Origin of the sequence: Dactylosporangium salmoneum (assembly GCF_039532525.1) — a bacterium.
Taxonomy (GTDB): Bacteria; Actinomycetota; Actinomycetes; order Mycobacteriales; family Micromonosporaceae; genus Dactylosporangium; species Dactylosporangium salmoneum.
The window spans coordinates 39,484-61,923 of sequence record NZ_BAAARV010000024.1; the positions used below are offsets into that span (position 1 = coordinate 39,484).

Genomic DNA, 22,440 nt, shown 5'->3' on the forward strand with positions numbered 1-22,440 from the left:
CGCCCTGGATGCGGCGCGCATCTCGCCGAAGCCGGCACTCGTGAGGTAGCCGAGCCAAATCGTCGGGGCTTCTGGTCAGGTTCGGGTCCGAAACGGCGCCAGGGAGGCGCGGACCTGGTCGTCCGCGCCCAGTAGTCGTCGATCTGGGTCATACGGTGCTGATGAAACTACCGATGGAGTCCTTGGCGACCGTGTAGATGGCATAGCCGATGGCGACGAGTACCACGACGAGGATCAGTTTCCACACGATCGACATCGACGACCGCCGGGACCTACCTTGCCGGTAGCCGGATGACTCCCGGCTCCGGCGCGCCGCGTCATGGTGCGCCGACGCGGCCCGCCGTGCGTTGTCGGCCGCCTGCTGCGCGGCGCGCCGAGACAGTTCACCACTGCGCTGCGCCGCCTGCTGCGCCTGTTGCGCCGCCCGCTGGGCAGCTTGCTGGGCTTGTTGCATTCCGAAGTTGCTCATTGTTCCTCCCGGAGAAGGCCGATTCTTGGGGTCGTCACGGCCGCTGGCGGCCGGTCGTGCATCGATGACTGCGAGGCGACGGATCAGCCGGGCGACCGCAGTGCACTGCCCAGCGTGTGCACGTCCCTGAGGATCCGCGGCAATCGCGCGGCGTGCCACGAACGTGTCGGTCAGTGACACGCGGGCCTACCATCGCTGGCATGGACGACGGCACCGTCACCGGGCGGGTCCTGCTCATCCTCGCCACCGTGGCGCGGCGCGGGCCGATCAGCCTTGCGCGGCTCACGCAGGTCACCGGCGTTCCCAAGCCGACCGTGCGGCGGATCGCCAACGACCTCGCCGCGCGCGGCATGCTGGTCAGGACGGCCGAGGGGTACGAAGCCGGGACCGACCTGCAGCGGCTCGCGCTGCGGGTCACGCGCGATGACGCGCTGCGCCGCACCGCCGGGCCGCAGCTGCGGGAGCTCAGCCGGCGCACCGGGCAGTCGGCCTGGCTCAGCCTCATCGACGGCGACGACGTCCTCATGTTCGACGCGGCGCACGGGCCCCGGCAGGTGCCGAGCGTCGACTTTCCGTGGCCGGCCACCGAGAAGCTGCAGGGGTACATCGGCACCGCGACCGGACGGGTCGTGCTCGCTTACCGGCCGGACATCGCGGAGCGCTACGGCCGGCTGCCGCTGCGGCCGGCGACCCCGCACGCCCCGTCGTCGCGGCGGCAGCTGGACGCGGAGCTGCGGCGGATCCGCGACAACGGCGTGGCGATGGAGGAGGAGCATTTCCGGCTCGGCTGGAGCTGCGTCGCCGCGCCGGTTCGCAACGCCGCCGGGACGGTCGTGGCCGTGGTCGGGCTGACCGGGCCGACGGGGGCCTACACGCCGAGCCGCCACGCGGACACGGTCGCGCTCGCGGCCAAGCGACTCAGCGCGGCGTGACCGCGGGCGGTCATCCACAAGGGACAGCTGCCCGGCCCCGGAGCGATCAGGCGCCGCAGGCGGTCAGGGGTGGCCGTCGTCATGCCGACCCCGTGGTGGGTGGCGGGTATGCCAGGCCAGGGTCACCGCCGACTGCCGCGGGTTGAACGACACGTCAGTCGCCGGACCTGGTCCAGCCGTTGTAGCGGAACCACCACCACATCGCTGCGGCCGCGGCGGCCATGGTCCCCAGGCCGAGCGCGATGAAGGTCCACACCCCGGTGAGGAGATGGCTGCCTTCCCAATCGAAGTTCATCCCGAAGAATCCGGTCAGAAAGCTCAACGGCAGGAAGATCGAGGCGATCACCGTCAGCTGCTTGGAGATCTCTCCCTGCCGGTTGGCGACCATGGAGAGATAGAGGTCGGTGCAGCTCGAGACCATCTCGTGGTAGGAGTCCAGCTCGTCCGTGATCCGGATCAGGTGGTCGTAGACGTCCCGGAAGTAGTCGTGGCTGTCAGCCTCGAGCCCGGCCAGGTCGGCGATCGCCTCGGCCTCGCGGGCGAAGACGTCCCGCATCGGCACGACGGCTTTGCGCAGCTGCATCAGTACTCGCTTGAGCCGGAAGATCTCCTCCAGCTGACGCCGGCCGGCCCCGGCGACGATCGTGTCCTCCAGGTCGTTGATCTCCTCGTCGAGGTCGGCGAGGATCGGGAAGTAGCTGTCCACGATGGCGTCGACGACCTTGTACACGTAGTACTGCTCGCTCTTGGCCGCCGACACGCGCTGGAACAGCGACTTCAGCTGCGTCAGCTGCGGATACGGAGCGCGATGCAGGGTGACGATGTAGTCCCCGCTGATGTAGCAGTGGATCTCCTCGAGCGGATGCGGGTTCTCGTTCTCCGGCTGGGACTCGACCCCGCCCTGCAGCACCAGCAGCGCCGTGTCCGCGTAGATGTCGAGCTTCGGGCGCTGCCCGAACCGGATGCTGTCGTCCACCGCCAGCGGGTGCAGCCCCAGCGCGGCGCCCAGCCGCTCGACCTGCTCTTCGGTCGGGCCGGTGACGTCCAGCCAGAAGAACTCGTGCTTGTCGCACAGCTCTGTGATGAGTGCGTCGTCGATCGAGTCGATGATCCGCATGGCTACGCTCCACAGCTCGGCTCGCGCGGACGCAGCGCTCAGTACGGTCCGCACCTCGGGGGATTCACGGCCAGATTACGGGAGCCGGTCGTGCGGACGACGCTCCCCGTGCGCACGGCCGCGTGGCCGGGACCGATCTGCTGTCCCGCGGGTCGCCGGCCGCGGCGCGTGGGTGGTCAGCGGCCGGTGGCGCCGTCGATCCGCTCGCGGAGGATGTCGGCGTGGCCGGCGTGCCGCCCGGTCTCCTCGATCATGTGCACCAGGACCCAGCGCCGCGACGGGGCCGGGCCGCGGCCCCCGGGGCGAGGGGCGGGAAGGGTCAGGTCCGTCCAGCCCTCGATGACCTCGTTCGCCTGCTCGATGGCCGAGCGGTAGGCGGCGAGCAGGCCGTCGACGGTCTCCTCGCGGGTGGGCCGCATGGTACGGCGCAGGTCGCCGATCGGTTCGCCGAGGAAGTAGAACCGCTCGACGCCGGTGAGGTGCTTGACCAGGCCCAGCAGGTTGGTGCCGGAGGGCACGCCGGCGGTGCGGACCTGCGGCTCCGGCACGTCGGCGACCTTGTCCGCGACGGCGCGTCGCAGGTAGTCGAGGAAGCCCAGCAGGGTGCCCTTCTCGTCGGGGGCCGTCCAGGCGGGCCCGGTGTCCTTGGTGCGGCGCGTGCGGTTGGGCGGCAAGGGGCGTCACCTCCACCGCCAGCATCGTGCCCGCCCCTTCGTGCTTGCAAGGAAACTTGCGGATCCGCACGATGGGCTCATGGGCGGCAGGGATGAGGACGTACTCGCCGAGGTCGGGCCGCGGCTCAGGGCGCTGCGCCGGGCGCGGGGCGCCACGCTGGACGCGCTGGCGGCCGAGACCGGGCTCACGGCCAGCACCCTGTCCCGGCTGGAGAACGGCAAGCTGCGCCCGACGCTGGAGCAACTGCTGCCGCTGGCCCGGGCGCACGGTGTCCCGCTGGACGACCTCGTCGCGGCGCCGCCCACCGGGGACCCGCGCATCCACCTGCGGCCCGTGCGGCGGTTCGGGCTGACCGTGGTGCCGCTGACGAGGCGGCCCGGTGGCGTCCAGGCGTACAAGGTCGTGTATCCACCGGCCGGGCGGGCGGCCACGATGCGCTTGCAGACCCACGACGGCTACGAGTGGTTCTACGTCCTCGACGGGCGCGTCCGGTTGGTGCTCGGCGAGCGGGAGTTCCTGCTCGGCGCCGGCGAGGCCGCCGACTTCGACACCCGGGTGCCGCACTGGATCGGCAGCGCCGACGACCGGCCCGCGGAACTGCTCACCCTCTTCGGCGCGCAGGGCGAACGCGCGCACCTGCCGCGCATGCATTGACCTCCATGACTTGTAGTGGCGGGGTGGCCTTCCCGTCACGCGGCGTTCACCTGGTGCTGGCCGGAGCCAGGCAGATTCCGTCAGGAATGTGCACAACCTTGGAAGGAACGTCGGTTGAGCCTCGGCTACGAGCTGATCGAGCAGCGTCCCGCCCTGCACCGGTACGTCACCTCGCTGGTCGTCACCGACCCGCACCACGTGGAGGACATCGTCCAGGAGACGTTGCTGCGGGCCTGGCAGGACGCCGACCGCCTGGGCCGCGACGCCCGCCCGATCCGGATGTGGCTGTTCCGCACCGCCCGCAACCTCGTCATCGACGCGTGGCGCAAGCGGCGCGCCGTGCCCGCCGGGCTCGCCGCCGACCTGTTCGCCGACCGGCCCGACCACGCCAACGTCGCCGAGACCGTCTGCGACCGGGTCGTGCTCACCGACGGCCTGCGCCGGCTGCCGCCCGCCCAGCGCGAGATCCTCGTCCACGTGCACCTGCTCGGCCGGGGCGGCGAGGAGGTGGCCGCGGGCCTGGGCATCCCGCCCGGCACCGTCAAGAGCCGCACCCACACGGCGATCCGCGCGCTGCGCGAGACCCTCGGGTCGGCGGCCGCATGATCGACCTGCTCAACCGCCAGCGGGGCCCGATCAGCCTGCTCATCGGCGGTCTCGGCCTGCTGATCCTCGCGCTCGTGCTCGCCGCGCGGGCCGCCCGCCGCGCCGGTGGCTGGCGGGTCGTGCTGCGGCGGGCGCGCCACGAGATCGCGCTGACCGCCGCGGCGTCCGTGCGCCCCTTGCGCCTGTTTCTGCTGTACCGCAAGAGCCTGCGCCGCCTCACCCAGGCCCTCGGCGATCCGTCGACCGGCGAGACCGCGCGCCGGGCCCTGCTGGCGGCCGGTCACGGGGCGGCCCAGCCGTACGCGGTGCTCGTCGGGCCCTCCGCCGCCGGCGTCCTGGTCGCCGCCCGCGACCCCGGCGCCGCACCGCCGCCGTTCACCGCCGACAAGGCCGACCCGCGGCTGTGGTGGGCCGATCCCGCCGACCTGCCGCAGCCCGTCGACGGCGATCCGGCGCTCGTCGCCCTCGGCGTCGACGGGAAGCGCGGGCGGGACCTCGTCGTGTACCTCGACCTGCACACCGGCCCGCCCCTCACCGCGGGCACCGGCGACCCCCGGACGGCCCGGGCCCTGATCCAGGCCGTGGCGGCGCAGCTCGACCTGGCGCTGCCAGCCGGCTCGGTCCTGGTCACGGCGGGCGTCCATCCCCGCTTCCCCGGCTCGTCCGCCCACCCCGGCGGCGCGGCGTTCGTGGTCTGCCCCGAGCCCGTCGACGACCCGGGGCGCGCGCGGGTGCTCGCGATCGGCGGCGCCCGCGGCCACGCCCGGCTGCTGGCGTGCTCGAAGGGCGGCCTGGTCCGCATCGCCGGCGTGCCGATCGACATCGAGACGTCCGCCCTGCCCAAGGCGGTGGCCCGGCGCGCCGCCGAGGCTCCCGTGCCGGCGGTGGTGGACAAGGGGGACGACGATCTCGACCCCGAGGCCGAGGTCGTCACCGGCGTCTCGGCCCGTGAGCCGAAGGCGCTTCAGGAGGCGACGCGGGTGCCCGCGGTGGACGAGTTCGACGAGTTCGACGAGCCCGTGTTCGACGACGCCGCCGTGGGGCGGCCCTCACTGGGCCGGGAGCCGTCATGAAGGTGATGCTGAGCGCGTACGACGCGGCGGACGGCGCCGCCCGGGACCACGTCGTCGAGGTCTCCGACGGCGCGACCGTCCGCTCGCTCGCCGAGGCCGTCGAGGGCCCGGTCGCGGCCGGCGGCCCGATCTACCTGGAGCGGCGGCCGCTTCCGCCCGATGCCCCGGTGCGGGGCAGCGGCATCCACCCCGGCAGCACGATCGGCCTCGGCGCGCCCGCTCCGCCCGCCACCGGCCGGCGCGAGGACCTCACCCGGGGCGGGCCGCGGCTGGCCGAGGTACACCTCGTCTCCGGCCCCGGAGCCGGGGCGACCTGGCTGCTCGGCGCCGGCAGCCACGAGATCGGTTCCGGCGAGCGCTGCGCGATCCGGATCGAGGGGGCGGGCGCACCGGACGGCGGCCTGTGGGTGACCGTCGGCCCGGACGGGTCCGCGAGCTGGCACCTGACCCGCCCCGACGACTCCGTCCGCCCGACCGACGTGACCCCGCCGCCGGACCCGCACCCGGTCACCGGCCTGCCGACCGCCCAGCGGGCCGCGCGGGGCGGGCGGGGCGGAGGCTGGGCCGACGGCGCCGAGCTGATCGCCGGCCCGGCCCTGCTGCGGCTGACCGCGCCCGTCGAGCCCGACGCCGCCGTCACCGCGTCCGCCGACGGCTTCGGGCTGGACTACAACCGGCCGCCGCGGATCGCGCCGCACCTGGACGCCGAGCGCGTCCGGCTGCCCAACCCGCCCGGCCGCACGCCGCGCCAGCCGTTCCCGCTGCTGATCATGCTCGCCCCGATCGTGCTGGGGCTGGTGCTGGTCGGGGTCTTCCACTCGTACTTCTATCTGGTCTTCATCCTGTTCACGCCGGTCATGGCGGTCACGAACTGGATGGTGGGCCGGCGGACCAACCGCAAGCAGCATCAGGAGCAGCACCAGCGGTACACCGAACGGATGCGCAGCCTGGCGGACGAGATCGACGCCGCCGTGCGCCGCGAGCGGGAGGTCCGCTGCGTCACCGGCCCCGACCCGGCCACCGCCGGGCTGATGGCGACCGGGCCGGGCGCGCGGCTGTGGGAGCGGCGCCGCCGCGACCCCGACCACCTGCTGCTGCGCCTGGGCACCGTCGACGTGCCGTCGGTGAAGGAGATCGACGACCCGGCCCGCGACGAGAACCACCGCACGGTGCGCTGGACGATCCGGGACGTGCCGGTCGGGCTGGAGCTGCCCGAGTGCGGGGTGCTCGGCGTCGTCGGCGCGGCCGAGCCGGTCCAGGCCCTGGCCCGCTGGTTCGTGGCCCAGTCGGCGGTCCTGCACAGCCCACGCGACCTGCGCATCGTGGTGCTCACCGGCGCCGAGGGCGCCGGGCGGGCCGAGGGCTGGAGCTGGGTGCGCTGGCTGCCGCACCTGCGTCCGGCGGGGCCGCACGGGCCGCACGCCGCCATCGGCAACGACCCGGAGAGCATCGCCAACCGCGTCGCCGAGCTCGTCGCGCAGGTCCAGGCCCGGCAGCGGATCCTGGGCTCGTCCATGGGACGGGCGATGTTCACCGACCCCGACGTGCTCGTGGTCGTCGACGGCGCGCGGGCGCTGCGTGACGTGCCGGGCATGGTGCAGATCCTGGCCGATGGGCCGCGGGTGCGGATCTTCAGCGTCTGCCTCGACGAGCAGGAGCGGCTGCTGCCGGAGGAGTGCGGCGCGGTCGTGGCCGCCGACAGCGCGTCGCTGACCCTGCGCCGGACCGGCACCGCGCCGCTGGAGCGGATCCGCGCCGACCTCGTGCCCGCCGCCTGGTGCGACCGGCTGGCCCGGGCCCTGGCGCCGCTGCGCGACGTGAGCCCGGAGCACGACGCCGGGCTGCCCCGCCAGGTGCGGCTGCTCGACCTGCTCGAGCAGGAGCCGCCGGACCCCGCCGCGCTGCTGGAGCGCTGGCGGCGCCGGCCGGCCTCGACGACGTTCGTGCTCGGCAGCGGCTACGACGGGCCGCTCAGCCTCGACCTGGTCCGCGACGGCCCGCACGGCCTGGTCGCCGGCACCACCGGCTCCGGCAAGTCCGAGCTGCTGCAGTCGTTCGTCGCCTCGCTCGCCGCCACCAATCGCCCCGACGAGCTGACGTTCGTGCTGGTGGACTACAAGGGCGGCAGCGCCTTCCGGGAGTGCGCGCAGCTGCCGCACACCCTCGGCATGGTCACCGACCTCGACGCGCACCTGGTGCAGCGGGCCATGGACTCCCTAGGCGCCGAGCTGCGCCGCCGGGAGCGGATCCTGGCCGCCGCCGAGGCGAAAGACCTGCCGGCGTACCGGGCCAAGCGCGCCGCCGACCCGTCGCTGGCCCGCCTCCCGCGGCTGCTGCTCATCATCGACGAGTTCGCGACCCTGGTCCGGGAGCTGCCCGACTTCGTGCCCGGCCTGATCAGCATCGCGCAGCGCGGCCGCTCGCTGGGCATCCACCTCGTCCTGGCCACGCAGCGCCCCGCCGGCGCGGTGACCCCGGACATCAAGGCCAACACCAACCTGCGCATCGCCCTGCGGGTCACCGACACGGTGGAGAGCCAGGACATCATCGACACCGGCGACGCGGTGCACATCTCGCCGGGCACGCCGGGCCGGGCGTTCATCCGCGCCGGGCACCGCAGCGCCGTGCCGTTCCAGTCCGCGTGGGTCGGCGCCGAACGGCCCGGCGCCGCGTCGCCGGAGAAGACCCCGCCCGCCGTACCGCCCGTGGCCGACCGCGTCCGCACCGCCGAGCTGTCCTGGCAGCGCCTGGGCCGGCCCGTCGAGCTGCCGGTGGAGGACGTCGACCCGCTGCTGCCCGGCCCGGTCGTCCCCACCGACCTGCAGGCCCTGGTGGAGGCGATCCGGGCCGCCGCGGAGCGCCTCGAGGACTTCGCGGCGCAGCCCAGCCCGTGGCTGCCGGCACTCGAGGAGAAGGTGCTGCTGGCGGAGCTGCCGGCCGTGCCGGTGCCGAAGGACCGCCACCCGAGCGTCCCGCCGCCGATACCGTACGCGCTGGAGGACGTGCCGGCGCTGCAGCAGCGGCGGGTGGCGACGGTCGACCTGGCCACGTTCGGGCACCTCTACCTCATCGGCGCGCCCCGCTCGGGCCGCACCCAGGTGCTGCGCACCATCGCCGGGTCGGCGGCGCGCAGGGCGGCGGTCGCCGACGTGCACATGTACGGCATCGACGCGGCCGGCGGCGGCCTGGCGGCCCTGGAGACCCTGCCGCACTGCGGCGCCGTGGTGTCCCGCCACGACGTGGAGCGGCTGGAGCGGCTCCTGCGCAGGCTCAGCCGCGAGCTCACCGACCGGCAGGAGCACAGCGCCCGCGCGAGCGCCGCCGGGATCGTGGAGCTGCGCCGCCGCCTGCCCGCGGCCGAGCGCCCGCCGCACATCCTGCTCTTCGTCGACGGGTGGGACGCCCTCGCGCCGATCCTCGACGAGCACGACCAGGGCCGCCTGCTCACCGACATCACCCGCCTCGTCCGCGAGGGCGCGGCGGCCGGCATCCACGTCATCGCGACCTCGGAGCGGGCCCTGCTCGGCGGGCGGCTCGCCGCGCACAACGACCACAAGCTGCTGCTGCGCCAGGCCGACCGCAACGACTACCAGCTGGTGGGCATCCCGCCGAGCAAGGTGCCGGGCACGATCGTGGCCGGCCGGGGCTGGCACGTGCTGAGCCGCACCGAGACCCAGATCGCGCTGCTGGACGCCGACGAGAGCGGCCAGGCCCAGGCCGAGGCGCTGCGTGCCATCGGCGCCGGCGTGTCCGGCGGGGGAGTCGTGCCGTTCCCGGTGGCGTCGCTGCCGGGGCGGATCGACTTCACGGCGGCGTACGACCTCGTCCCGGCCGGGCAACGGCGGCCCCTGCAGGCGCTGCTCGGCGTCGGGGGCGACGACGGCGGGGCGATCGTCGTGGACCTCGCGGCGACGGCGGCGTTCTACGTCGGCGGGCCGTCCGGGTCGGGCCGCAGCAACGCCCTGGCCGCGATGGCGGTCTCGCTGCTGACCGGCGGCACCGGCCTGGTGGTGCTGGCGCCGCGCGAGTCGCCGCTGCGGGCGCTGGGCCGCCAGGCGCGGGTGCGGCTCTTCGACGACCCCGACCCGGCGGCGGACGCGGTCGCGCAGGCGATGGACGAGCTCGGCGGCCCGGTCGTGGTCGTCGTCGACGACGCCGACCTGCTCACCAACCCGGCCGCCGACAAGGTCCTGCGCGACGTGGCCGCGGGCGGCCGGGACCGGGGGCGGGCCATCGTCTACGCCGGCGCGCCGGACACCCTGTCGATCGCCCTGGGCAGCTGGCTCACCGCGGCCCGCCGGTCGCGCCGGGGCCTGCTGTTCGCGCCGCGCTCGACGACGGAGGGCGACGTGATCGGCGCCCGCCTGGTGACGAGCCAGGTCCGCATGTCCGCCCCGCCGGGCCGCGGCTTCACCGGCGTCCCCGGCGGCGCGGCCGTCGCGGTCCAGGTCCCGCTCACGGTCCTGCGGGAGAGCTGAGCCGAAGCGAACGGCCCGGGCGCCGAGCGCCCGGGCCGTGGTGCTCGCCGGCCGGTCAGCTGCCGGCGGCGCGGATCTTGCCGGCCATGTCCGTGTCCATCTCCTCCATCGAGGTACGGATGTCGCGGAACTGCTTGGCGAAGTCGTTGATGCCCTTCATCGCCGCGAGCAGCGACGTGTTGAACTTCTCGTACGACTCCTTCATCGCCGGGCTGGACTGCTGGAACACCATGCCGTCCTCGAGCAGGTTCGACACGTCGCTGCGCAGCTTGTCCAGCATCGGCAGGATGTCGCGGACCGCGTTGTCCAGGCGGTTCGACGTCGCCTCGATCTTGTCGTAGTCGAGGGAGATGTTGGCCATGGTGCTGGGCTCCGTTTCCGTCGTTACATGGTCGGCGGGTAGTAGGTGGACTCGTCGTCCTCGGGGCTGGTCTTGCTGGTCTGCGCCCACTGCGCGTAGCGGTCCGGGCGCGAGTACTCCGTCACGGTGCCGTCGGGCTCGCTGACCATCATCGTGCCGCCGCCGGTGGGGTTGAGGCTGATCACGGTGTGGGTGGTCTTGCCGTCCTGGTCGGTGGTGTCGGTCGTGGACGAGCCGTTCTCGCCGGTCGTCGTCACCGAGTGGGTCTTGCTGCCGTCGCTGAAGACGGTGTCCGTGGTGTAGTTCTTGCCGCCGTCGCTGTAGGTGGTCGTGGAGGTGTACTTCTGGTCGCCGTTGACGACCGTCGTCTCCTCCTTGATCACGTTGTTGTCCGCGTCGAGCGTCAGGTGCGTGTGCACCGAGCCGGTCGGCGTGTCGATGGTCAGGTCGGTCGGCGGCGGCCCGGGGTCGGTCGCCGAGCAGAAGTCGGGCATCTTGCCGTCGGCGCCGGGGACGCAGTCGGCGCGGTGGCCCTGCAGGTAGTCCCAGGCCGCCTTCTTGTCCTTCCAGCGGTCCAGGTCGAGGGTGGAGCCCATCATGCCCATGCCGTCGGCGATCTGGGCGTCTACGTCGAAGTACCCGTCCGCCACGGCCCCGAAGATGTCGCCGAGCTCGCGCAGGTCGTCCTCGGCCTTGCTCATCGGGTGCTTCGCGCGCCGGTACAGGCTGCGGAAGCTCTCGGCGAGGTCCTCGTTGCCGAACACGCTGTCACTGTCGCCGTACTCGATGCTGCCGACCTGCGAGAACACGGTGTCCCCGAGGCGCGGCCCGATCCGGTCGGCGAGATCGTGGAGGTCCTTGCGGGCCTGGTGCAGCAGCCCGTAGTCGATCGCGAAGTCGGGCACGGCGCTCTCCTGACCGGCAACCTCACCGCGACCGTGTGCCGCCGGGGTCCCGCCACGACCACGTTCGAGCCCGCCCGCCGGTTCATCCGCTGCGGATTCGGGGCGCCCGGTCCGGGTCGTTCAGCGCGGGTGAACCGCAGAGCGGGTTCGGACGTGGTCGTGGCGAGGCCGGGAGATCCCGGGGCACCGCGTGAGGAGGCGAGGCCGTGGCTCGCCCTACCGACTGGGACAAGGTCGGCCTCGGTGGCGACCCGACGCCGGGGGACCCCGGGCGGATCGACGAGGTCATCGCCTCCGTGCGAGAGCTCGGCAAGGTCGCCCGGGACGTCGACGCCGGGCTCGCGGCGGTGCTGGAGACCGCCGGGCCCAGCGCGTTCGTGGGCAAGACCGCCGAGGCGCTGCGGGAGAAGATCTCCGATCGGCTGCGCGGCTTCGTGCAGAGCCTGGCCGAGGCGTTCGAGTGGACCGCCACGGCGCTGACCAACTACAACACCACGCTGCGCGACCAGCAGTGGCGGGCCGACAACGCGCTGGCCCAGGCGCGCAACCTCGCCGAGGACGACCCGGCGCGGCAGGGGTTCACCGATACGGCGAAACAGGCCGGCACCGCCGTGTCGGACGCGGCGAGCACGGCCTCGAACAAGATCGTGGAGGCCTACGAGAACATCAAGCAGCCGGTATCCGGCTGCGAGGAGTTCTGGGAGATCTTCAAGTGGCTCGCGATCGCCCTGATCCTGCCGGCGCTGGTGTTCGGCGGGCCGATCGCGCTCGTCGCGCTCGGCGTCAACATGGTGCTGTTCATCAAGACGGCGGTCGACTTCGCGCAGGGTAAGGCCTCGGCGCTGGAGTTCTTCCTCTCGGCGCTGGGCATCCTCGCGCCGACCACGCGGGCCGTGCCGATCTTCCAGCTCATCAAGGCCGGAGCCCAGCTCACCTGGAACGGGCTCAAGGCCGGCGCGTTCGCGGCGTTCAAGTTCTTCGGCAACACGTTCAAGGGCATCATCTCGCACCCGTTCGTGCTGTTCCCGGGGCTGCACGACATGGTTGCGCTCAGCGGCAGCTGGGTGAAGGGTGCCGGGCTGTGGGTGCGGGCCGGCATCAAGGACCTGCCCGCGTTCATGTCCGCCACGCTGAGCAAGAGCGGCCTGTTCATCGTCGGCGGCGTCAAGGGCATCGGCAACGTCGTGGCCGGGATCCCCGGGTTCGTGGCGAAGTTCGGCAGTTCGACGTTCGCGTTCCTGCAGCGGGAGTTCGGCGGCAACCGCTGGCTGCGGCTGTTCCTGCCGGCCGAGGCCGACGAGCTGCACCTGGGCGTCTGGCAGGCCACGAAGCTCGCCGTGTGGGACCGCGGCGTGCTCGGCAAGCACATCTTCGGCCTGCCGCGGCCGCACCCGGTGCTGCCCGAGCAGCACGTCGACACCCACCAGATCCGCCTGGCCGAGCTGCGCACCGGGGACCTCGCGGTGCCGCCGCGCCTGCAGACGCCGCAGCTCGGCCACCTCGAGGGGCTCGGGCACCTGTCGCTGACCCCGCCGAGCATGCATATCAACACCTCGTTCGGCGACCCGGTGCACCTCAGCGGCGACGCCGTGCGCAACCTCGACGCCCTGCTGCTGTCCCCGATGGACACCATCTCGAAGGTACGCCTGGAGGGCTGGGCCGACCGCGCCGTCAACCCGGTCCTGAGCAGCGTCGACCACATCACCGGCATCAGCTCGGCCGTGCACCTGCAGCCGCCGGCGGTGCCCCACCTGGCCGGCAACACCGCGCTGGGCGGCACCGTCCACGCCCTGGACCTGCCCAACCTGCACGTCGGCTCGCTCACCACCGGGGCGAACCGCCTGGACCTGCCCAACCTGCACGTCGGCTCGCTCACCACCGGGGCGAACCGCCTCGACCTGCCCAACCTGCACGTCAACCCGGTGGCCAACGGCGTGCACCACCTCGACGTGCCGCACCTGCAGACGCCGCACCTGGACACGGCGTCGCTGGGCAGCGTCGGCGCGTTGCACGCCGGCGCCACCCCGCCGGCCCCGCTGCACGCCCTGGACGGCCTCGGCACGGCGGCCGTCACCCCGCCGGCGCTGCACCTGATGAACGGCTCCCCGGTCTCGGCCCTCAACGGTGCCGGCGCCCGCATCGCCGACCACACCAGCCTGGCCATCAACGCCCAGCACGTGTCCATGAACCTCGGCACCGACGTCGGCTCGATCGTCCGGCACGTCGACGCCCCGCCGGTCCACGTCGAGGCCCCCGCCGTCAACGCGCTCGCGACCCCGCCGCCGGTCGCGCACGCCGCCCCGCCGGCACCGGTCGCGCACCTGGCCACCGGCACCCCGCCGGCGCCGGTCGCGGCCACCGTCTCCCACTTGGCCACCGGCGCGCCGCCGGCCCCGGTCGCACACCTCGCCACGACGACCCCCACCCCCGTGACCCACCTGGCGTCGACGCCGGCGACGGTCGCCCACACCGTCGACGGCACGGCCCACCTGGCCGCGGCACCACCGCCCGTCCACGTCAGCCTGGCCAGGGTCGACGGCATCCCGACGATCGGCGCCGGTCACGTCGAGACCGTCGGGCACCCCGCCGCGGCCCACCCGGCCCCGGTCCGCGAGGTGCCCGCGCCGGCCGTGCACACCGCGAACCCGGCCACCATCCACACCGGCAACGCCAGCCCGGCCCACACCGCCGGCGCGCCGAAGGTGGACGACCTCGTCGTGGCCGTACCGGTCGCGGCCGCCCCGAAGCTCGGCGAGCGCACGCCGCCCCCGCCGCCCGTCCACCCCGCCTACGACGCGGGCACGAACACCGTCCACGGCGCGGCGAACGGCGGCATCGACCCGGTCGGCGCCACCGCCATCGCCGGGCTCGTGCAGAGCCAGCTGGGCGCGCGGGCGCTGCGGTCCGAGACCGGCCTCAACGACGCGGCCCACGGGGCCGGCAGCCCCGGCAAGGCGGTCTCCGTGCCCGCGGGCGGCCTCGAGGCGGCCTGGCGGCGCGACAGCGAGCGGATCGGCGAGCTGTTCGGCGGCGCCGGCGACCCGCTGCGCACGAAGAAGATCGAGACCTGGGCGGCGTACACCCGCGCCCGCAACGAGCTCGGGCGGGTCGAGCGGGCCTGGCAGGACCTGCTGGAGCGCCCCGGCGGTTCCTCCCGCGGCCCGAGCGCGGTGGAGGTCCGGGCCGAGCGTACCTACGCGGCCGCGCTGAGCCGCGTCGACCGGATCACCCGCGACCTGCGCTCGCTCGGGATCGACCCGGTCACGATGGACCTGCGCATCGCCGAGCTCACCGCCGAGTCGCTGAAGGCGCGCCCCCGGCTGCTCGGCGGCGGCCCGGTGCACTCCAGGCCGGTCGCGGAGCCGTTCGACCCGCACGTGACGCTGCACAACGCCGACGGCTCCCCGTCGGACCTGCGCGTCGAGATCCACCCCACCGCGGGCGGCGAGCAGCTGCGGGTCGTCAACGCCGAGGACGCGCCCGTCCCCCGGTACTCGGCGGCGCCGCACGGCGACGGCGGCTTCCAGATCACGGACCTGCAGCAGGGCGGCGGGTTCCACCGGTACGACGGCGGAGGCCACCTGACGGAGACCGGCCGCCCGCTGCAGGGTCTGGACGGGCGGGACCTCGGGCATCGGTTCGTGGTCGAGCGGGCCGGCGGCGGCGCGCACCACATCGAGATCACCGGCGGCGGCTACACCCAGGCCCCGCACGGCACCGGGTTCCAGGTCACCGACGGCGCCGGCGGCTTCCACCGCTTCGCCGAGGACGGCACCGCGCTCGCCCACGGCACCCCGGTCGCGGGGCACCCGAGCTGGCACCTGGTCGAGCAGCGCGGCGCCCCGCCGGCGCTGGAGGTCGACGCCGGCTTCCGGGTCGGCCCGCACGCGGGGGCGTTCCAGGTCGACGACCTCGCCAACCCGGGCCGCTTCGAGCGCTTCGACCTGCGGGGCAACCCGACGCAGACGGGCCGCCCCGTGCTCGACGCCGCCGGGCACGACCTCGCCGGCCGGACGTGGGTCACGCACGCCGACGGCACCCCACCGCACATCGAGGTCAGCGACCCGCAGCTGCAGGTGGCGGCGCACCCGGCCGGGCACCAGATCACCGACACCCGGCCCGGCGGCGGGTTCGTGCGGGTCGACGGCACCGGCCAGGTCGTGCAGACTGGCCGGCCGCTGCCGGGGCACCCGAACTGGTACCACGTCGACAGCCACGGCGGCCCGCCCAGCCTCGAGGTGCCCGCGGGCTTCCAGGTCGCGCCGCACGCGGGCGCGTTCCAGGTCGACGACCTCGCCAACGCGGGCCGCTTCGAGCGCTTCGACCTGCACGGCAACCCCACCCAGAGCGGCCGCCCGGTCCGTGACCCGGCGGGCCTGGACCTGCCCGGCCACAGCTGGGTCACGCACGCCGACGGCACCCCGCCGCACATCGAGGTCAGCGACCCGCAGCTGCAGGTGGCCGCGCACCCGGCCGGGCACCAGATCACCGACACCCGGCCCGGCGGCGGGTTCGTGCGGGTCGACGGCACCGGCCAGGTCGCGCAGACGGGCCGGCCGCTCACCGACGCGGGCGGCGCGCTGCTGCCGAACCGGTTCGTCGTCACCCACACCGGCGGCGGCGCGGCCACCTTCGAGGCCGGGGCCGGGTTCGCCGTGCACGCCGAGGCGGGCGGCGGCGCGCGGATCGCGGACACCGCCGGGCGGGGCGCGTTCCACCGCTTCGACGGGGCCGGCAACCTCACCCACACCGGGATCCGGGCCGACGACATCGGCGCCCACGTCGACCGGGTGTTCGTCCAGCCCGCCGGGGGCGGCTGGCACGCCGAGACCGCGTTCGGCGGCCAGCTGCCGCACCTGCAGGTGCAGCGGCTGCCGGGCGGCGACTTCCGCGTCACCGACACCCGCGGGCTGCGAAACGGGGAGTACCGCGTCCACAACGCCGACGGCACGCTGCGCGAGCAGTCGTTCAACGTGCTGCGCGACGGCGCGCCGACCACCCGCCAGTTCGTGGTCGACGTGCCGGGCCGGACCTGGCACCTGGCCGACGGCGGCACGCCGGTGGCGAACCCGGGGCCGTTCCAGCGCGGTGCCGCGGACCTCGGCGGGGCCGCGAACGGCAGGGTGCGGCTCAAGACCGCCACCGGCGCGGAGATGTTCGACCGCCGCACGATCCCGGGCACGAACCAGACCCTCGACGTGTTCCGCAGCGTCGGCGGGGTGCGCGGCGGCGCCCAGCGGCCGCAGTGGGCGAAGTTCGACAACGCCGGCAACCTCGTCGACCACGGCGTGCGGCGCTTCGACAACTACGCGGTGGCGTGGCGCGACGTGAGCCACACCGGCACCCCGTCGCACTCCATCCGCCAGAGCATCGGCTCCGGCGAGGTCATCGCCGTGCGCGACCCGCTCGGCCGCTGGACGTGGACCCGGCTCGACGGGCACGGCAACACCCTCGGCGGCGGCACGCGCGCCTTCGACCGCGACGGCGGCTGGACCGACCGGCTCCTCCCGCGGCCGGGCCAGGCCGTCGGGGACGTCGCCCAGCGCCAGCACGGGCCGTGGCACGGGCCGGACAACGCCGGGATGTACCGCGAGTACGGTCTCAACGGCGGCGCCCGCACCGGCACCTGGCAGACGCACTCCCCGCACGGCAAGGACGCGGGCAAGCTGGAGAACCTGCCGGCACAGGGCAACGCGACGCTGGAGACGGCCCGCTGGTCCGAGCAGCGGCCGCCGCACTGGGCCCGCCGGTACCTCGCCGGGGTGCCGAGCGGCGTGTTCCGCGCCCACGGCAACCAGTTCCTGCGCACCGACACCAGGTTCCAGGTGTTCACGTGGACCCGGGCCGGCGGCGCGCTCGGCAACGCCGACGGGTTCCGGTTCGTGTCGATGAGCGACGCGGTGTACGACGTCGGCCGCAACGGCCAGTTCGTGCGGTACACCGGCAAGCTGGAGCACGGCAACACCCTCAAGGTCGGCGACGACCTGGTGCCGCTGCCGCCCGGCGCGCACCTGACCCCGGGCCGGGTGCCCTGGACGGAGGGCGCCGGGAACCTCTCCGGCCACCGGGTGTTCTTCCCCCGCGGCAGCCGCGCGGACGGCCGGGTCTGGGAGGACCGCTTCGCCGCCCATCCAGCCCCGGGCGGCGACTGGTACACCTTCGGCGGCGGCGCCGGGCAGTTCCGCGTCGCCCGGGCCGGGTTCGAGGACGGCTCGATCCGCGAGTTCCAGCGCCCGCCGGCGATCCCCGCACCGGGTGGTGCCCGGGGCGGCGGCAGCGCCGCGCGCTTCGACGCGTTCGAGGGCGCCGGCAACCCGTGGGCGCAGCGCAACATCCACGGCATCATCGTGGGCCGATCCGACGACTTCCCCACCAACGCCCCCGGCGGCGGGACCGTCCGCGTCGAGGCGCACGGCCCGCAGTCGCGGGGCTGGAAGAGCGCGCTGGGCAAGGACGCCCGCTCCGACACCCGCCGCTGGACGTGGACGGACGGCACGAACAGCGGCACCCGCGACTGGGGCCGCAACTTCAACGGCCCGCACACGACCTTCGACGACTCGTTCCGCGACTTCCAGACGATCAACGGCGCGAACGTCCTGGTGCGGGAGCGGCGGATGCTCGACGGCGGCGCGTACGTCGACGCGTGGCGGGTCGACAACGCCGCCGGCGGGCACCACTGGGAATGGCGCCGCGTCGACAAGTTCGGCAACGCCACCGTCCCCGGCGGCGCGACCCGGGAATGGTGGAACCCGCGCCTACCCGGTGGCGGCAGCGGATGGCAGGGCGAGTGGTTCTCCGGCGCCACCCGGTTCCGCGACGTCACGCCCTCGCCCGGCGGGCCGGTCCTCGTCCGCGACATCCCGCAGGCCAACATCGACGCGGGCCTGCGGCGGGTGCGCGAGTACGGCGCCGGCGGCGACCGCAGCGTGTGGAAGGAGTTCGACATGGGCGGCGTCGTGCGCGAGCGCACCTCGTTGCCCGGCGGCAACTTCCTGGACAAGGACGCGTGGCGCGGCCAGTGGCGGCAGTACGACGCGGCCGGCAACGTCCTGGCCCGCCGCGACGACGCCGGCTGGGTGTACGTCCCCGGCACCGGCCGCGGCCTGGACCTCGCCGGCCGGGAGCTGGACTACCGCGGCTGGGCCTCGGAGATCCGCGGCTGGAACCGGCGCATCCGGGAGGGCAACCGGATGGCGTGGGGCGGCGAGATCCCGGGCGGCGCGTTCAGCGAGGCGAAGTACCGCTCCTACGCGTCGCACCTGGCGCAGAAGGTGGCGCTGGAGTTCGCGCAGGAGTTCCTGCTGGAGTTCGCGGCGAACCTGGTGGTCAACGCGATCGTGGATGCCATCGCCGGCAAGCAGTTCAACGGCGACGACGTGACCAAGGCGCTCATGAACGCGGCGGTGGGCTCGGCGGTCAAGAGCGCCGTCGGCTCGGTGATGCACGAGAACCGGCTCGGGCCGCTGCAGCGCACCGCCGACCTCAAGGCGGGCCTGGCCAACATCGACGGCGGCAAGGCCTGGTTCCGCAAGCCGCTCAACCACGACAAACACTGGAGCAACGAGTGGGCCGGGAACGAGACGGCGACCCGCTGGCGGGGCGGCACCTATGACTTCGCGTTCAACGTCCCGGTCGCCGGGCTCACCGGCTTCGTCAACGGCGCCATGAACGCCTCGATCTTCGGCGTCACGAACGCCGACGGGGAGACGGTGCACCTGCAGGGCGGTGCGGCCGCGTTCGAGGGCCTGATCGGCGCCGCGGCCGGCGTGACCGGCGCGGTCACCACGACGATCGGCAAGACGCTGTTCAACTCCGGTCTCGGCGGCCGGGCCTTCCACCGCCAGGGCCTGACCGAGTTCGGCCTGCAGCTGCCGTGGAAGATCGCCGAGAAGCTGGTCACCTCCCAGCTGTCCAAGGCGTTCCGGGTCAGCATCGACCCGTGGTACTTCCAGGCCCAGGACAGCCAGGGTGGGGGCGGCGCGTGACGGCCCATCTCGTGGCCCCGGGCCGCCGGGGCGCGCACCACGACCTGGCGGCGGCCGTGCGCGCCGCCGCGCCCGGCGACACGGTCCTCGTGGCCCCGGGCCGGTACACCGAGGCGCTGCGGCTGGAGCGGGCGGTGACGCTGCGGCCGGAGGCCGGGCCGGGCAGCGTCGAGCTCGCCCCGCCGGGCCCGGAGCCGGCGCTGACGGTCGGGGCGGCGGACTGTTCGGTGTACGGCTTCACGATCGCCGGCGACGAGCCGTCCCGGGTCCTGGTGTCCATTGTGGACAACGGTGGCCTGGTCCTGGAGGACGTGCGGGTCCGCGGCGGGCGGGTCGAGGCCAAGGGCTCGGCCGCGCTGATCCTCGCCGGCGGCACGATCGAGGGCGCCAAGGGGGCCGCGCTGCACCTGGTCGGCCCGGCCCGGGCGGAGGCGAGCGACGTGCGCATCGGCGCCGGCGCCGGCATCGTGCTCGCCGGTGACGCGCAGTTCGCCGCCACCCGGCTGGGCCTGCACGCCACCGACGGCTCGGCGATCCGGGTGCGCGGCACCGCCCGGCTCAGCCTCACCGACTGCCGCATCGACCGGGCCGGGCGCAGCGGGCTGCTGCTGGAGGACGCGGCGACCGCCCTGGCCGAGCAGAGCAGCATCGTCGCCGCCGGTTCGGCGGCCGTGCAGGTCAACGGGGCGGCCCGGGTGCGGCTGACCGAGTGCCGGATCACCGGCCCGGGCGCCAGCGGCCTGGTCGTCGCCGACGACGCCGAGCTCGTCGCCGAGGACTGCACCGTGCGCGACGCCGGCGCCAACGCGCTGCTCGTCACCGGCACGGCCCGGGCCCAGCTGACCGGCTGCCACCTCGTCGGCTCCGCGTACGGGGCGGTGCACGGCGCCGGGTCGGCCCGGCTGAAACTGGAACGCTGCCGGGTGCTGCGCGGCGCCGAGCACGGGGTACACGCGGACGACCGGGCCGACGTGGAGCTGACCGGCTGCGACCTGGCGGAGCTGGCCATGAGCGGCGTGCACACCTCTGGCTCGGCGCGGCTGAGCGCGCGTGACTGCCGCGTCGACGGCGCCGACATCGGGCTGCAGCTGGCCTCGGCCGAGGCGGCGACGGTCAGCAACTGCACCGTGAACCGCCCGGCGCGGGTCGGCTTCGAGGTGACCGGGGCCGGGGCGGCCACCCTTGCCGAGGTCGCGGTCCGCGACGCGGGCGCGGCCGGGATCGTCGTGGACAGCCCGGCCGAGGTCCGCATCGACGGCGCGACCGTCACCGGGGGCGGCGGCTCGGGCCTGGTCGTGTGGACGGGCGGCCGGCCGGTGGTGTCGGGGCTGCGGGTGCATGGCGTGGCCAAGAACGGCCTCTACGTCGCCGACGACGCCGGTGGCTCGTTCGCGGAGTTCCGCATCACCGAGCCCGGCTTCACCGCCGTGCACGTCGGCGAGCGCAGCACGGCGACGTTCGACGAGCGGCCCGACGTCGGCGGTGCGGTACCGCTGCCGAAGACGGCCGGTGCGAGCGTCTCCGGCGAGCAGCCGCCGGCCGAACCGGAACCGGCCGACGAGAGCCTCGAGGACCTGCTCGGCGAGTTGGGCGTCCTGGTCGGCCTGGAGCGCGTCAAGCGCGACGTGCACACGCTGGTCAAGCTCATGCAGACGGTCCGGCTGCGCCAGGAGGCCGGCCTGCCGGCACCGCCGCTGAGCCGTCACCTGGTCTTCGCCGGCAACCCCGGCACCGGCAAGACGACGGTGGCGCGCCTGTACGGGCGGCTGCTGCGGGCGCTGGGCCTGCTGCGCCGCGGCCACCTCGTGGAGGTCGACCGGTCCGCGCTCGTCGGCGAGTACGTCGGGCACACCGGACCGAAGACCGCCGCCGCCGTCACCCGGGCGCTCGGCGGCGTGCTGTTCATCGACGAGGCGTACTCGCTCGTGCCCCGCTTCGGCGACGACTTCGGCCACGAGGCGATCGCCACGCTGGTGAAGATGATGGAGGACCACCGCGACGACGTCGTGGTCATCGTCGCCGGGTACCCGGACGAGATGACCCGCTTCGTCGGCGCCAACCCCGGCCTCGCGTCCCGGTTCACCCGCACGCTGCAGTTCGACGACTACGACACCCCGCAGCTGGTGCGGATCGTCGAGCACCAGGCGGGCGAGCACCGGTACGAGCTGACCGAGGCCGCCACGGAGGGCCTCGCCGGCTACTTCGACGCCCTGCCGCGCGGTGAGGGCTTCGGCAACGGCCGCCTCGCCCGCCAGGTGTTCCAGGAGCTGACCGAGCGGCAGGCGCAGCGCGTCGCCGAGCTCGACGGCGCCGGCCCCGACGATCTCGTGCTGCTGCTGCCCGAGGACCTGCCTTCCATGAGGAGCGACCGTGCCCCCGTCCGATGACTCCTTCGCCGCCGCGTACGCCCGCAAGCCCGCGACGGCGCCCCGCGGCCTGCTGCCGGAACGGCGGGTGCTGGTCGCCGCCGCGGCGCTGGTGACGCTGGGGGTGCTGGTGGTGGTACCGCTGCAGCTGTATCGCCACCGCCCCGTCCATCCGGTGGCCACCGAGGCCCCGCCGGCCTACCCCGCGGCGGTCGACGTCCCGCAGCTCCCCGCGAGCAGCGCCGCCGCCGCGCCGGCGCCCTCGTCCCAGGCGCCGGCCCAGTCGGCCCAGCCGGCCACGGCGACCACCCAGGCGCCGCCGAAGCCGGCCGCGACGACCGCCGGAGCCACCGCGGCCCCGCCGGCGACCAAGCCCGCGACCGCCACGACCAAGGCCGCGGCGCCCCCGGCGCCGGCGATCCCGGGCCGCGCGATCGTCGGCGTGCAGTCGGGCCTGTGCCTGAGCGCCAACGCCGGCACCGACGGCGCGGCCCTGACCATCGCCCGCTGCAACGGTTCGGCGGTCCAGCACTGGGAGGCGCTGTCCGACGGCACGATCCGCTCGGTCGGGCTGTGCATGGACGCCGCGTGGGCGTCGACGGACAACCTGACCCAGATCCAGGTGGCCCGGTGCAGCGGGAACCCGGCCCAGCAGTGGCGGCTGAACACCAGCACCAACGACCTCGTGGACGTGCAGGCGAACAAGTGCGCGGACGTGTACCAGCAGGGAACCGCCCCGGGCAGCTCCGTGAAGCTGTTCCCGTGCAACGGTCAGAGCAACCAGAAGTGGTACTGGAAGTAGCCGTGCCGGGCACGACC

General features: G+C 74.5%; 13 protein-coding genes. 8 read left to right on the forward strand and 5 right to left on the reverse strand.

The window, feature by feature from the left end; translation table 11 throughout:
• Positions 1-148: 148 nt before the first annotated feature.
• Positions 149-469 (reverse strand): hypothetical protein, encoded by a 321-nt coding sequence (locus ABD352_RS15020; protein ID WP_344612961.1) that lies wholly within the window; start codon positions 467-469, stop codon positions 149-151.
• A gap of 200 nt (positions 470-669) precedes the next feature.
• Between ABD352_RS15020 and ABD352_RS15025 the strand changes: the two genes are divergently transcribed.
• The gene (locus tag ABD352_RS15025) at positions 670-1,401 is read left to right on the forward strand and encodes an IclR family transcriptional regulator (protein WP_344612962.1); all 732 of its coding nucleotides are present in this window, start codon (positions 670-672) and stop codon (positions 1,399-1,401) included.
• A gap of 154 nt (positions 1,402-1,555) precedes the next feature.
• On the opposite strand, the gene ABD352_RS15030 is transcribed toward ABD352_RS15025, so the two are convergent.
• Positions 1,556-2,518: a magnesium transporter CorA family protein gene (locus tag ABD352_RS15030; RefSeq protein ID WP_344612963.1), complete on the reverse strand. Its 963-nt coding sequence runs from the start codon at positions 2,516-2,518 to the stop codon at positions 1,556-1,558.
• A 176-nt stretch (positions 2,519-2,694) separates the two neighbouring features.
• On the reverse strand, positions 2,695-3,192 hold the full coding sequence (locus ABD352_RS15035; RefSeq protein ID WP_344612964.1) for a DinB family protein: 498 nt from the start codon (positions 3,190-3,192) through the stop codon (positions 2,695-2,697).
• A 79-nt stretch (positions 3,193-3,271) separates the two neighbouring features.
• Between ABD352_RS15035 and ABD352_RS15040 the strand changes: the two genes are divergently transcribed.
• The 4 genes from ABD352_RS15040 to ABD352_RS15055 all read left to right on the forward strand — a co-directional run bounded on the left by ABD352_RS15040 (position 3,272) and on the right by ABD352_RS15055 (position 10,004).
• Positions 3,272-3,847 (forward strand): helix-turn-helix domain-containing protein, encoded by a 576-nt coding sequence (locus ABD352_RS15040; RefSeq protein ID WP_344612965.1) that lies wholly within the window; start codon positions 3,272-3,274, stop codon positions 3,845-3,847.
• A 114-nt stretch (positions 3,848-3,961) separates the two neighbouring features.
• The gene (locus ABD352_RS15045; protein WP_344612966.1) at positions 3,962-4,453 is read left to right on the forward strand and encodes a sigma-70 family RNA polymerase sigma factor; all 492 of its coding nucleotides are present in this window, start codon (positions 3,962-3,964) and stop codon (positions 4,451-4,453) included.
• On the forward strand, positions 4,450-5,526 hold the full coding sequence (locus ABD352_RS15050; protein ID WP_344612967.1) for a hypothetical protein: 1,077 nt from the start codon (positions 4,450-4,452) through the stop codon (positions 5,524-5,526). The genes ABD352_RS15045 and ABD352_RS15050 overlap by 4 nt, the downstream gene beginning before the upstream one ends.
• Positions 5,523-10,004: an FtsK/SpoIIIE domain-containing protein gene (locus ABD352_RS15055; RefSeq protein ID WP_344612968.1), complete on the forward strand. Its 4,482-nt coding sequence runs from the start codon at positions 5,523-5,525 to the stop codon at positions 10,002-10,004. Before ABD352_RS15050 ends, ABD352_RS15055 begins: the two co-directional genes overlap by 4 nt.
• Positions 10,005-10,059: 55 nt before the next feature.
• On the opposite strand, the gene ABD352_RS15060 is transcribed toward ABD352_RS15055, so the two are convergent.
• The gene (locus tag ABD352_RS15060) at positions 10,060-10,365 is read right to left on the reverse strand and encodes a WXG100 family type VII secretion target (protein ID WP_344612969.1); all 306 of its coding nucleotides are present in this window, start codon (positions 10,363-10,365) and stop codon (positions 10,060-10,062) included.
• A 23-nt stretch (positions 10,366-10,388) separates the two neighbouring features.
• The gene (locus ABD352_RS15065) at positions 10,389-11,270 is read right to left on the reverse strand and encodes a hypothetical protein (RefSeq protein WP_344612970.1); all 882 of its coding nucleotides are present in this window, start codon (positions 11,268-11,270) and stop codon (positions 10,389-10,391) included.
• A 206-nt stretch (positions 11,271-11,476) separates the two neighbouring features.
• Between ABD352_RS15065 and ABD352_RS15070 the strand changes: the two genes are divergently transcribed.
• Genes ABD352_RS15070 through ABD352_RS15080 form a run of 3 tightly spaced genes read left to right on the forward strand, consistent with a single transcriptional unit; the run spans position 11,477 to position 22,423 of the window.
• A complete protein-coding gene (locus ABD352_RS15070) occupies positions 11,477-19,255 on the forward strand; it encodes a hypothetical protein (protein ID WP_344612971.1) in 7,779 nt (2,592 codons plus the stop codon).
• Positions 19,252-21,642, forward strand: coding sequence for a right-handed parallel beta-helix repeat-containing protein (locus ABD352_RS15075; RefSeq protein ID WP_344612972.1), 2,391 nt, complete (start codon positions 19,252-19,254; stop codon positions 21,640-21,642). The genes ABD352_RS15070 and ABD352_RS15075 overlap by 4 nt, the downstream gene beginning before the upstream one ends.
• Positions 21,626-22,423, forward strand: a complete 798-nt coding sequence (locus ABD352_RS15080) for a ricin-type beta-trefoil lectin domain protein (protein ID WP_344612973.1) — start codon at positions 21,626-21,628, stop codon at positions 22,421-22,423. Before ABD352_RS15075 ends, ABD352_RS15080 begins: the two co-directional genes overlap by 17 nt.
• Positions 22,424-22,440: the final 17 nt, after the last annotated feature.